Here is a 12560-nt window from a genome sequence, read left to right as displayed (position 1 = left end):
CCCAGTAGTTTCTGTTTTTTTATTTTTTAAATTGTTGGATGCTCTGGCTGTGCGTCCGGCATGCAGAAAAAGGGGTTGAATAGGTTCAAAAGAGCCTTCCCGGGTGCAAGTACAGTGTCCCGGCCGGCTATTAAACCAAGGGGTTCCCGTCAATAAAAGAAAGCGTTTATTTTCTGGGGAGATTGAGCAGGTAAATGATCAGCAGGTAGTCAAATCTTGGAAGGTTCTTCTTTAGGGTATCTATGGCTCTGTAGAGCAATTTATAGGTCGCTTTTTGCGACAACTGCATGACGTCCGCAATCTCCGGGAATTCAAGCTCCTCGAAATAGCGCAAATGGATGATCTCCCGCTGTCGTGACGTCATGTGATCAAGAGCTACAGTGAGGTTTCGACGGATATTTTCAATCCGCTCTGTACTGATGATCTGTTGGTCGTGACCAAGCTCTATGTTAAAAGGGAAATCCTGCTCCGTGTCCGGGACGGACATGATCTTCGGTGCATAGTCGAGTTTGCGGAACAGCCGACGACGGAAAGCCTTATAAAGATAATTTTTTACGGATCCTGTCTGTTTGATACTTGCTCTTCCCACCCAGAGCTTGACAAACAAATCCTGAATCACATCTTCGATGATATGATCATCCGGGGAAAACTTGTGGCCATAATTGAACAATGGATCATAGTAGGTATCAAAGACCACTTTGAACGCCCCCTCATCCCCAGACCGAAATTCATCCCATACCTCTTGCTCACTAGCCATGTCGTCGATTGTATATAGATAAGTTAAGGAAGATTATCCAAATATGGATAATTTTTGGAAGTTACCAAAATACATGATGAGGGCGGCTGCAGAACCTATCTTTTGAATACCACAATGATGAATGAAGGTTTCACACCATCTTCAGGGTGAGGTAATCGTGTAGTGTTATTTTTTCTTCCGCCACTTTCGGAAGTTCATCCTCAGGAAAAAAAACCTCCTGATCATTCCTGAATGGATTAGGATATAATGGGTACTCGGCTATAGCTGGAAACTCTAAGTAGATGGACATATCAAATTGTATTTTGGCATCCTGCCGATGAACAAATCAGATTAACTGTCTCAAATATAGAATAAAAATAAAAGACTACCAAATTAGTAGAATTTAATTATATTTGTGTCGCTGATCAGAGATCCGGTTCAAAAACGAATGATAGCAATCAGCAACGCTCAAAAATATTTGGATTTGGTTAGTCTAAGTTTTGTTCGAAAGCCGGTGCTGGATAGCCCGGCTTTCATATTACAGTTTTTGATTTTATTATAGGGGTTAAACAACAACATGCAGTCTTCTAAACACACGCTTACATTTAAAGCATTAGCTAAATGGGTATTGGCTACTTTAGGTACGTATCTTTTCTGGCTTATTGCCTACTTTATCCTCGCGAAATTTGCATTAGGGGAGATCCGGGACTTACAGAGTTCAGCTTTGACCATCAGCAACGCAAGTGTATTCTGGTATTTAATATATCTAGGCGCCTTATTGGTATGTGTATTCATCGTGTACCGGCTAATTTCGTATGCTCCGAATCCGCGCATTGCAGGGATTATCTATACGGTCTTGCTCAGCAGCTCAACAGCCCTGATCGTGGCGTCACTTGCCCCTTCTACGGATAAGATCCGGATTACCCCGCACATCTTCATCAACGCATGTTTTCTGATTGCGGGTCTAATGACATTTGTCAATCTCAGACCTTCCAAGGTTCCTGGAACAAATCAGGAACTGAATTAACAAGCAAGACTGAATGCATTCAAAAAAAATATTGATTTGTCAATATAACAACTCATAGTACTCAGTCGCCATACGGGCCGAGTCGAAGGACAAGACCACATCCGCTGAGGCTGTTTCAGCAAGTTTTATCCATTGTTCAGGACGCTCGTAATATGTCGGGAGGACTTTAGTCTCGAGTGTATCCAGCAAACTGACGTTTTCGAATCTGTCCCTTTCCTCTTGATTAGCGTTGTCAGGGGCTGTCCCAATCAGGAAACAATTCTCATTGTCTCTGGCAAATTCCGGCACCCATCCGTCAGGAATGGTCAGGTTTATCGCCCCATTCATTGCTGCAGTCATGCCACTTGTGCCAGAAGCCTCGCGGTACATTGTCGGATTGTTCAGCCAGACATCAGCTCCTTTTTTCAATAAAGCGGACAGACCAAGTTCATATCCTGTTAAGACAGCACAATTTTTTAAATCCATGGTGCGCGTAATGATCTTATTGAACAGATCGACACTTTGCCCATCCTTCGGATAAGGTTTTCCCGCCCAGATTACCTGAACGGGATGATCCAGTTTACTCACCAAATCTACAAAGCGCTGCCAGTCCCTCATGATCAGGTCCGCCCTCTTGTACCCGGCAAAACGCCTGGCCCAAACGATGGTCAAAACCTCGGGATCGAATAATTTACCACACTGATCGGACACAACTTTAAAAAGATCTTGTTTCATCTCTTTTTTTCTTTGAAGCCAGGCTACGTCATCTCCTGCAGCCGAACTTTCGGCTAATGAAGGATCTGTCCAATGACCTTTATGTTGTGCATTTGTTATCGCTATAATTTCGCAGATCCCACTATTTCCCGCCCACATGTCCTGAGCGACTTTGCCATGAATCTTAGAAACGCCATTGGCCTTTCTCGCGAACTTTAATGCTGCAAGCGTATAGTTGAAGGAGTCCCCCTCCATATCCAGAATGAACTTCACCTCATGGTCCTGTAAATGATAGAAGAAAGACATCTCTTTTAACAGCGCGTAACTATGGGATTCATTTCCCGCAGCCTCCGGTGTATGAGTTGTGAAGACAACGCGTTTCTGAATCTCCGGCAAACTCTTAAACTTCGCATACAGATAAAAGTTGAGGGCGACCGAATGTCCTTCATTCATATGATAAACTTCCGGTTCATAATTTAGCAGGTCCAGCAACATCGCACCACCTATTCCCAGCACGATGCTTTGGGCAATCCGCGTAGCTTCGTTCTCGTCGTATAAGTTATTGGTAATTGATCTGGACACCGGATCATTTTCGGCTACATCTGTACTTAGCAAAAACAGAGGTGCAGCACCAAATGTTTCCGGTCTCAGTAGCCACGCTTTGACATGCACAGGGGAGTCATGTACCTGAACCGTAAATACGATTCCTGTATCTTCCAGAAAGCTGTATTGTTTTTCGACAAATTCTGGCTTCATGAGACCTTCGCTATCCCTTGTCTGGTCATAATAACCATATTTCCAAAGCATGCCGACCCCTACCAGATGTTGTTTCAGATCATAAGCACTTCTCAGGTGGGAGCCTGCCAGAAATCCCAGTCCTCCACTGTAAATTTTCAAAGCCTGATCAATGGCAAACTCCATTGAAAAATATGCAACTTTCTTTGTAAAATGGGGATCAGCTTCGTAGCCGAAAATTTCTTTTGTTGTCATCGTACGAGTCTTAGTTTCTGAAGATAAGATAATTTAATTGGTATTCCATTGCTATCCGGCATAGGTTACATCCTGTGGATACTGGTGCTTAGAATGATTTACCTCTTTAAACAAAATTATAAGACATCAGTTTTTTCGTTTGATGTCCCACCTCATCATTGATCTCTAACGCACAGGAGCATAGCAACATCAGAAAATCCAACATCCTATTGAGGGTTCGGCAGCGTGAACCAGAAAGTACTGCCTTCATTAAGTCTGCTCTCCACTCCGATCTCTCCACCGTGTCGGCGCACAATGTCCGCACTGATGTAAAGTCCGAGGCCAAGGCCCGAAACCTGTATACCTGAAGAGTCACCACGGTAGTACCGGTCAAATAGATGAGGGATCTTTTCCTGTGATATACCCGGACCGTTATCCCGCACCTCAACCTTGACAGAGGAACTAATCTGCACCGCTATTAAGTTAATGACCGCTGATTCTGGCGCGTATTTGATGGCATTACTGATCAGGTTTACTAATACCTGCTCTATTCTGTGCTCATCTGCAAAAACTTTTAACCCTGCTGTCGTCTGAATAGGAAACTGTTTTCCGCTATTTTCCCTGAAGGTTGCGCAGCAGCTGTGTAATAAATCATCAATGTCGAACCAATCTTTTCGGATGAGCATCTGTCCTTCATTAATGCGGGAAACGTTCAGCAGGTCGTCAACCAGTTCGGAAATCTTGTCCATACTTTTCGCCGCCTGGGTGATGAGTCTTGGAAAGCTTAAGGGATTGGGCTGATCTTTCATCCGCTCAAGCAATTGCAGGGATGCTTTTAAGCTGGTAAGCGGTGTTTTCAGTTCGTGACTGGCGATGGAAATGAAGTCATCTTTTTGTTGCTGGAGGGCTTTAAACTCTGTAATATCAAGCACTGTCCCCAGTGTGCGTACAGGGTTCCCACCCCCATCAAAGTATACGTTGGACTGGAACCGAACCCATCTCATGGAGCCAGCCCCGGACATCAGACGGGCTTCATAAAGAATCTTACCACTTGTTTTTGCGCGCTCGTGGGCTTCAGCACTCAGGCTGCGATCTTCTGGATGGTAAGTGTTGATGACCTCTTCCCTGCTGCTGCCAATCGGCACACCAAAAATTTCATAGAAGCGCTCGGAGCCCAACAATTCCTGCGTACCATAATCGTAATCAAAAGTGCCCATTTCAGCGGCCTCTACCGCCAGGCGGATCCGCTCTTCCATCTCTTCAACGGCCTGCCTTGCAAGGACTTTTTCAGAAACATCAATACCCACGACCATAATGGCCGAGACTTCTCCCTTGGTGTCGCACACAGGCTCATATACAAAGTCCACGAAAACCTGTGTTGGTTTGCCCTGACGCAGGAGGTACAACTCCGCTTCTTTCGCATGGAAAGCGACAGCCCTGCGGATCACCTGTTGCATCACAGGCTCATAGACTTCCGCGGCCTCAGGCACGCCATCCCATATATTTTTGCCCTCCAGCTCCACGCGCTTTTTACCTACGAGTTCCAGGTAGCGGTCATTCACCTCGCTGACGATCAGATCTTCAGCACGGATGACACATATTGCAAAGGGAGCCTGCACAATAATATTCCGGAATCGTCCTTCGCTCAGTTCAAGAAGGTGATACGATTCCGTGAGTTCTTCATTGGAAGCACTCATCTCTTCATTAATTACAGCGAGTTCCTCATTTGACTCCCGCGCTTCCTCATGCAGCTGTTGAATCTCCTGGGTAGCACGAACCTGTAACGTGACATCCATGATTACCCCTGAAATCAGCGAGATGGACATCTCCTCATTTTTTACGGGTCGCCCCAATGCCCGGAGCCAAACAAGTTCGCCAGTATCAAGCCTGCGTTGCGAATAGGTCACGTCATAGTCCTCTCCCGTTCGGATGGTATGTGCGATAGCGTCGACCACCTGCTGCCGGAACTCAGGACTGATCTGCGCAAGCTGTTCCTGATAGGTCAGCGGTACCGCACCGCTATGCCCCAGCATCTCATTGAGTACCGGGCTATAATGGCCAATTTTGGTTTCCGGATCGATAGACCAAGTGGCCAGTCTCGCACCTTCAATCGCCAGTTTCCGTTGCATTTGCGCCAGGTCCGTACTGTGCCTCAGTTTGATTTCACTGAGCCTCGCATTCTCCTGCTCTGTTACATTTGTCGCATAACAAACTACACCGATCGTTTCCCCTTCTTCACCAAATAAAGGCTGATAACTGAAATTGTAGAAGTAGGTTTGTAGCTCTTCATTAATCATGATATCTGCCCGGTCATTTAAGGCATGATATGGTTCTCCGCTACGCATCACCTGACGGATCAGGCTTTCAAAAGGCTGGTCATGAAGTTCAGGCAAGGCTTCGTTAAACCGCTTGCCAATTACCGACATGTCGCGTCCCCATGCCTCCAGTGTTGCCCTGTTGGCAAGCGTAATGATCAGTTCATCCCCGGAAACCAGGTATACAGGATATGGTGACCCCTCGATCATATCCCTGAACATTTTTTCGTTGATGTGCAAGTCCGTTGAATTTAGCTAATCAAAAATAACTTTTTTTAGCACATAAACGTAAGTGCTGAAATTATGGTTCTACCCCACACGCAGCAATAAACAAAACACCATGTACAAGTACCTAAAAAATAATACCTTTGCCCCGTTAAATGAATAACAGTTGAGAAGATCAGTTTGCATTTTATTACTTCTGATGATGATCATGCAGTCCTTCAATAAGTTGGGAATCATCCTGGCTTTTAGAATCAATCAGGACTACATCGCTTCGGCTCTATGTGAAAATAGGGACAAACCCGAGATGCACTGTAACGGGCGATGTGTACTCGCAAAAAAACTCAAACAAGCAGAACAGAATGAGGAAAAACAAAGGGCTGAGAATCAACAGAAAGCCCATGTATTGTTTTTCTGCAAAATGAACAGACTCGAACTGACAGGGCTCATCATCGACAAGGGCCATCTTCGTTTTAACCCCTTCTATCTGAAGTTCAAACCTTCTATTTTTGTTAACGATATTTTCAAACCACCACAGGAATTTATTGCCTGACAATTTTCTTCTTTCATCGCATTTCCTGTTACCATAAACACCAGAGCTGCCCTCTGGTGTAGCAGGATGTCGATGTGTTTATCAAAAAATATCATTTCATAACTGATGCGGATACCTATTCATGCGACATGCATGAGGCCCGGTGTATTCTGTATCTGTAAATTTTAACATTCAAAATGAAGGTCAATCTTCTTCAATTTATAATATTTATGCTGCTCATCAGCAGCCAATCCTTTGCGCAATCCGGCTCCGGATCATTAAAAGGGCACATTGTAACAGACAAAAATGAAGCTTTATCCAATGCTACGGTTCAGCTCCAGCATACGGGCATCAGCACGCAGACAGATGCGGGAGGCAATTTTAGTTTCACTGCCATTCCCGCAGGAACATATGTACTTGTCGTTTCTACCATCGGTTATGCTGCACACAAACAGAATCTGGTCATCACTGCCGGCAAAAATGCTTTTCTCAATCTTCAGCTCTCGGAAAACCGGGCGGAATTAAAAGAGGTTGCCATAAATGGTGGTAAGAACCAGTACCAGATGAAACAATCCAGTAGTTCCACGCGTATGGACATCCCGCTATTGGAAACACCACAATCGGTGCAGGTGGTGTCATCAGCAGTCATGCAGGACAGACAGGCATTTACCCTCAATGAGCTTGCGAGCACCTTTACAGGTATGAAGGCCAACAATGGGAACGGCTCTTTCACCATGCGTGGGTTCACGGCCTATTCACCAAATGATGCCAGCTTCCTGCTTTACAATGGGGTTAGGGGCAACCTGTTTTTATGGAGCCAGCAACCATTACTGTACAATGTTGCAGCTGTAGAGCTCCTTCGGGGCCCTTCGGGCGCTTTGTTCAGTGAAGGTGCACCAGGTGGGGTGGTTAACTTTGTTACCAAAAAACCTCTTGCAGCCGCCAGCTACAGTGTAGACCTTTCCTTTGGAAGCTGGAACTTCCGCAGGGCATCTGCAGATCTTACCGGACCCCTCACGAAAAACAAAAAACTCCTTTACCGCGCCATACTGGGTTACGACAGATCGGAAAGCTTCCGCAATGATCAGGATAAAGAAAATATCTTCTTTGCCCCTTCCCTGAGCTATCTCTTCTCCGCAAATACCAACATGAACCTGGAGGTAAACTATGCCCATCAAAAGGCTGTTCATCAATATGACAATGGTAGCTTCATCTACACCAATCCTGATGGCAGCTTCGACTTCAACTACTACCCGAATAACCTGACCATCCAAAGTCCGACGGACTACGGGAAAACCAACAATGCATCGGCAACGCTGACATTCAACCACAATTTCAACGAAAAGCTGAAGTTAAGCGTCGTGCAACGTGCAGTAAGTAATACCCTGGACTACAATGACCATATCCCTGTAGGAAAGATCAGGAACGATTCCATCAGCCGTGCGCTTCAGGATTGGGAGACGGACCGGTTCAGCCTGCAAACCACTGCTTTCGCAACGTATGATACCAAAACAGGTCCGCTGAAACATCAGCTCATTATTGGTGCAGATTACAACAGGTATGGCTGGACAAAAAATGATTATCAGTATAAACCATCTACACGGATCTCGATTTTTAACCCCGACTACAGCAATGATGTACCAGGACCTGATGTTGCTGCTGAAGAGTCAGATGACAACAAACGCATCACTAACCTGATTGGCCTGTATCTGCAGGACCAGATTAGCCTGGGCCGCCAGCTTAAGGCATTGCTTTCGCTGAGATATGACGACTACGATGGTAAGGAAACACCGCTTTCTGCAAGGGACAATAAACAAGGGGACGCACTGCAGGCCTCCGGCTGGATCCCCAGGGTCGGCCTGGTCTATCTGCCAATGGAACAGGTTTCCGTATACGGTACCTACCTCAAATCCTTTAATCCTCAGACCTCAAACAATGTGCTTTCCGGAGGTCCTTTTCCAACACGACAAGCCACGCAATATGAACTCGGCACTAAGGCTGAATTCTTTAACAGACAGCTGTCGACAACGGTATCTGCGTATGAGATCAGGTATGCGAACATTCTAACTGCGGCACCCACTGACGAAAATTCCCACCGCCAGGCTGCCATTGACGGTACCCGCAGCAGGGGGATTGAATTTTCGGCAACGGGCACAATTCAGAACTTCAACATCATCGCCGGATATGCATACAATGAACACATCATCCTCAGCACAAGTGCCTACGGCAAAAAAGGCGACCGCTTTGCTAATGCACCGAAACATATGGCCAACCTCTGGTTAAAGTATAATGTGAATGCTACTGCCCTCGAAGGACTTGGCTTTGCCGCCGGGCTCCGGTATGTTGGCGATCAGGTTGGACTGATCAGCAACCAGAACTTTGTATTCCCTGAATATACGGTCTTCGATGCGGCTGTCAACTACCAGAAGGGACGCTACAACCTGCAGCTTAATGCTTACAACCTGACAGACAAACACTATTTCACCGGCAGCAGGTCCAGCACCACCACCGCCGGCCTGGGTGACCCTTTTAATTTTAGAGTTGGGTTAAGCTATCAGATCCGATGAACAAAAAGAAATACATGGGCAGGCTTGCATTTGCGGTGCACAGCTGGCTTGGCCTGATCAGCGGCATATTCCTGCTGCTGATCGGGCTGAGTGGCTCAGCGCTGGTCTTCTTAAAGGAGATTGACCACGCCATAAACGCAGAATTGCTACAGGTCAAGCCTACTGGCAACAAACTTTCAATAGATGCATTGTACCGGAAAATCGGCAAAGAACATCCTCACCTCGCCGGCATCGCCTGGTTAAATCCGGACGATGCCAAAACTGAGGCCTACGAATTCCGTTTATATCAGAATGATGGAAAAATCAGCACCTATGACCTTGGGTTGATCAGCATCAATCCATATTCTGGTGAGGTCCTGCGGCAAGGAAACCTTAAAGACCTGAATTCCGGGATCATGCCATGGATCACGCAGTTTCACTGGAGCCTGCAGTTAGGCATCCCTGGTTTATTGATGGCAACGGTCTTTGGGATCACCATGCTGCTGTCTACCATAACCGGACTGATCATTTACCGCAAACAGGTATGGAAGGTGCTCACCTTCAGGGCCAGATTGAAATGGAACAACTGGCGCACCATTTCCTCAGGGCTCCATAGAGTGGTGGGTGTATGGGCATTGCTTTTCAATGTGGTCATTTTCTTTACAGGATTCTGGATGAACAAATTTTCGTTCGACCCGGCCTACTGGAAGAAACAAACGACAACAGCTCCAGCGAACACCTTATCCTCCCAAAATATAGATCACATGCTGGGAGCAGCAAAAAAAGAACTGCCGAACCTGGTCCTGAAAAGAGTCTATTTACCAACGCAACCCGGAAAAAACTTCCAGGTAAGCGGCACGCTGAAAGACCAGTCTGTTTTTTTTAATAACGGGAATTCGGTCTCCATAGACCCATCCACAGGAAAAATAGCCGCCGTGGATCTATTTGCCGACAAAGGTTTTTGCGAAAAGGTGGAGGCCACATTTTTTCCGCTTCATGTCGGAAACTTCGGAGGTACCCCGGTTAAGATACTATACGTCATCATTGGTTTATTGCCTGGTTTGCTGTCCATTACCGGAGCATTACTTTGGTGGCGAAAAAGAAGATGACCTTCATCATCAACGTCATTTTAACACAACAATTGAGCATAAAAACAGACTTCAGTCTCACAATTATCTCCAAATCTCCCGGATTACCTTTATTGGATTTTCCGGGATTACCAAAAAATGATTATGTTTCACGAAATATTCATTTATGCCTCAGCTTTCTCTAAAACGTCACTATGGCTTTGACATCCTCCGCGTCATTGCCTGTTATATGGTCATCCAGATCCATGCCGGCGAGTTTTACTACATTGGACCTGGAGGCGCAGTACTCAATACACCTGATGCTCATGTTGTGGGGTGGTATAACTCCCTGTTCAGAATTTGTGTGCCATTGTTTGTCATGTTATCGGGCTACTTCCTCTTTCCGGTGACAGACACTAAAACATTTTTCAAAAAGAGAATGAGCAGGGTTGCCGTTCCTTTTATCATTTGGTGCGCATTATATGCCTTCTACCAATATTTTATGGGACAAACCACATTCAGCAGTGCTTTGCTGAACATCACCAAGATACCGGTCAACTTTGGCGTCGAAATTGGCCACCTTTGGTTTGTGTATATGCTGCTGGGGCTGTACCTATTTGCACCGATCATATCCGGATGGGTACAAACCTGTAGTCGCAGAAACATGGAATTTTACCTGCTATTGTGGGCGGCGGCACTCAGCATCCCCTACCTGCACCTGCTGTTCGAGAGCATCTGGGGCGAATGCTTCTGGAACCAGACACCCATGTTATACTATTTCTCCGGATTTCTAGGATATATCATACTCGCCAATTACATCAGGCGGTTTCACCTGGAGCCAAAACCCTGGAATTATATCGTGGGCATCCTGCTCATCATAGTGGGTTATATCGTGACTACCTATGGCTTTCTGACACGCCTGTCATTTGAGCAATTCAACAGCACACTTGAATTGACCTGGGGATTTGAAACCATTAATGTGGCCATGATGACAGCAGGCCTGTTTTTAATGTTAAAAAACATTACCATTCCGAATCCTTCGTCGCCGGCAGTTCGTTTGTTACTTGACATTTCGGCAAAAAGCTATGGAATTTATCTGGCACACATCATGGTGCTGAACGCTGTATATGGATACTTTGACAAACAATGGGACACAGCCGCGGTAAAACTCCCGTTAATTGCAGTAACGACTTTCATTCTGACTTACATTGTGGTTAAACTAGTGTCGTTTTTACCTAAAAGTAAATGGCTGCTCGGATAACAATGCTGTCGCATATCCACCGTATGTTAGTCGCATTGACCACGTTGTCCTAAGGAATATTTTCAGCAGATTGCATGACTTAAGATATTATTTAGTCCATTAGCTCATTTCCCAGTATGAAGCCTAAAGAAATACATGATCCTGTCAAGGTTGATCAGCATATTGAACAATACTCAGAGGAATTTCAATCTCTGATTAACACCATAAGAAAAAGCATATTAGGTCTGGATTCCGATATTGCAGAGCACATTAAATGGAAATCCCCGGCTTTCTACTACACGGGTAAGATGGCGTCTTCTGATCCAAAAACCTATCCGCGGGATTTATTGGTGCTCCATCTCCGACATGAAAATATACTACTCATTTTCCCTACGGGATCAAAGGTCATTGACACAACAGGTATCATGGAAGGAAGATACGAAGATGGCCGAAGAATGGTACCCATCAAGGATCTTAAGGATTTTCAAAACAAAGAGTCAAAACTTCATACAGTCATCAAAACCTGGGTTTCTGTTTCAGCACAAAACACTTAAAGATAAGGCTTCGGTCTCAGCTAATGTCAGGAAATTTCACAACCTGTAAACTAACTCAGCTTTGTTTTTTATCTTCGTTGGAAAGCCTTTATACATGACCAGGAAATTTCTACCCCAGCTGTTGATGATTTGTCTGCTATTCGGCACCGCCGATGCACAGACTACTACGGCCCGGCAAATTAAATCCATACTTCAGTCTCCATTTTTTGAAAAGCTATATGCAAACACCTATTATAGCCTTGTCAACAGAATGGAGAATGACGGCTACCTTCAGGAGTCCCTGACCGGAGCGTATGAGGGAATGTTCTGCCGGTCTGTAGGCCCTATGGTAGCCATGCTGATTGAAACAGGGAGACTTAAAGAAGCAGAACTTGTGATACAATGTGCCATCAATGCCACTCAGCAATATGACATGGAACGCATCCCTCACGTAATCGGAAAGAAAAATGGAACCTATACCATCATTAGTGATGAACACCAGATCGACGGACAGGCCCATGTTGTATGGGCATGGGCAAAACTGGCGCTTAAAAGAGGCCACACGAAATTTGAAGATGATACCTGGCCATTTATCAGCAAAATTATGTCGCGCACCTGCGACCGTACTTTTCTCCAAACCGGGTTCTGGTCGGTAGAAACAGGACTGGTACGCAACATTC

11 protein-coding genes are annotated in these 12560 nt (G+C 45.5%); 7 read left to right on the top strand and 4 right to left on the bottom strand.

Annotated features, from left to right (window positions below; translation table 11 throughout):
* Positions 1-166: 166 nt before the first annotated feature.
* Positions 167-757 carry an RNA polymerase sigma factor gene (locus PBAL39_RS22825; protein WP_008246130.1) on the bottom strand — a complete coding sequence of 197 codons (591 nt, stop codon included), beginning with the start codon at positions 755-757 and terminating at the stop codon, positions 167-169.
* Positions 758-887: 130 nt separating this feature from the next.
* Positions 888-1046, bottom strand: a complete 159-nt coding sequence (locus PBAL39_RS25485; protein ID WP_008246128.1) for a hypothetical protein — start codon at positions 1044-1046, stop codon at positions 888-890.
* Positions 1047-1313: 267 nt separating this feature from the next.
* Here PBAL39_RS25485 and PBAL39_RS22820 point away from each other — a divergent pair, with 267 nt between their 5' ends.
* Positions 1314-1763, top strand: a complete 450-nt coding sequence (locus tag PBAL39_RS22820) for a hypothetical protein (RefSeq protein WP_008246126.1) — start codon at positions 1314-1316, stop codon at positions 1761-1763.
* Between the two features lie 39 nt (positions 1764-1802).
* Here the strand turns inward: PBAL39_RS22820 and glgP are convergent, their stop codons facing one another.
* Positions 1803-3446 (bottom strand): alpha-glucan family phosphorylase, encoded by a 1644-nt coding sequence (glgP, locus tag PBAL39_RS22815; RefSeq protein WP_008246123.1) that lies wholly within the window; start codon positions 3444-3446, stop codon positions 1803-1805.
* 206 nt (positions 3447-3652) lie between these two features.
* Positions 3653-5950, bottom strand: coding sequence for a PAS domain-containing protein (locus tag PBAL39_RS24910; protein ID WP_198139869.1), 2298 nt, complete (start codon positions 5948-5950; stop codon positions 3653-3655).
* A gap of 181 nt (positions 5951-6131) precedes the next feature.
* On the opposite strand from PBAL39_RS24910, the gene PBAL39_RS24905 reads away from it, so the two are divergent.
* The 6 genes from PBAL39_RS24905 to PBAL39_RS22780 all read left to right on the top strand — a co-directional run.
* Positions 6132-6515, top strand: coding sequence for a hypothetical protein (locus PBAL39_RS24905; RefSeq protein WP_157274179.1), 384 nt, complete (start codon positions 6132-6134; stop codon positions 6513-6515).
* A gap of 176 nt (positions 6516-6691) precedes the next feature.
* The gene (locus tag PBAL39_RS22800; protein ID WP_039867524.1) at positions 6692-9061 is read left to right on the top strand and encodes a TonB-dependent receptor; all 2370 of its coding nucleotides are present in this window, start codon (positions 6692-6694) and stop codon (positions 9059-9061) included.
* On the top strand, positions 9058-10149 hold the full coding sequence (locus tag PBAL39_RS22795) for a PepSY domain-containing protein (RefSeq protein ID WP_008246119.1): 1092 nt from the start codon (positions 9058-9060) through the stop codon (positions 10147-10149). The genes PBAL39_RS22800 and PBAL39_RS22795 overlap by 4 nt, the downstream gene beginning before the upstream one ends.
* 145 nt (positions 10150-10294) lie before the next feature.
* Positions 10295-11368 carry an acyltransferase gene (locus tag PBAL39_RS22790; RefSeq protein ID WP_008246118.1) on the top strand — a complete coding sequence of 358 codons (1074 nt, stop codon included), beginning with the start codon at positions 10295-10297 and terminating at the stop codon, positions 11366-11368.
* A 116-nt stretch (positions 11369-11484) separates the two neighbouring features.
* Positions 11485-11901, top strand: coding sequence for a DUF1801 domain-containing protein (locus PBAL39_RS22785; RefSeq protein ID WP_008246117.1), 417 nt, complete (start codon positions 11485-11487; stop codon positions 11899-11901).
* Positions 11902-11995: 94 nt separating this feature from the next.
* Positions 11996-12560 (top strand): hypothetical protein (locus PBAL39_RS22780; protein WP_008246116.1); only part of this gene is annotated, 565 nt, incomplete at its 3' end.

The sequence above is a fragment of the Pedobacter sp. BAL39 genome (genome assembly GCF_000170795.1).
Taxonomy (GTDB): domain Bacteria; phylum Bacteroidota; class Bacteroidia; order Sphingobacteriales; family Sphingobacteriaceae; genus Pedobacter.
This window is presented reverse-complemented; position numbering and strand designations above follow the sequence as displayed.

Excerpts from the sequence above, each read along its gene's own strand:
- PBAL39_RS22790 (WP_008246118.1), top strand. The coding sequence starts at position 10,295 with ATGCCTCAGCTTTCTCTAAAACGTCACTATGGCTTTGACATCCTCCGC.
- PBAL39_RS22795 (WP_008246119.1), top strand. The coding sequence starts at position 9,058 with ATGAACAAAAAGAAATACATGGGCAGGCTTGCATTTGCGGTGCACAGC.
- PBAL39_RS22825 (WP_008246130.1), bottom strand. The coding sequence starts at position 757 with ATGGCTAGTGAGCAAGAGGTATGGGATGAATTTCGGTCTGGGGATGAG.
- glgP (WP_008246123.1), bottom strand. The coding sequence starts at position 3,446 with ATGACAACAAAAGAAATTTTCGGCTACGAAGCTGATCCCCATTTTACA.
- PBAL39_RS25485 (WP_008246128.1), bottom strand. The coding sequence starts at position 1,046 with ATGTCCATCTACTTAGAGTTTCCAGCTATAGCCGAGTACCCATTATAT.
- PBAL39_RS22820 (WP_008246126.1), top strand. The coding sequence starts at position 1,314 with ATGCAGTCTTCTAAACACACGCTTACATTTAAAGCATTAGCTAAATGG.
- PBAL39_RS22800 (WP_039867524.1), top strand. The coding sequence starts at position 6,692 with ATGAAGGTCAATCTTCTTCAATTTATAATATTTATGCTGCTCATCAGC.
- PBAL39_RS22785 (WP_008246117.1), top strand. The coding sequence starts at position 11,485 with ATGAAGCCTAAAGAAATACATGATCCTGTCAAGGTTGATCAGCATATT.
- PBAL39_RS24910 (WP_198139869.1), bottom strand. The coding sequence starts at position 5,950 with ATGATCGAGGGGTCACCATATCCTGTATACCTGGTTTCCGGGGATGAA.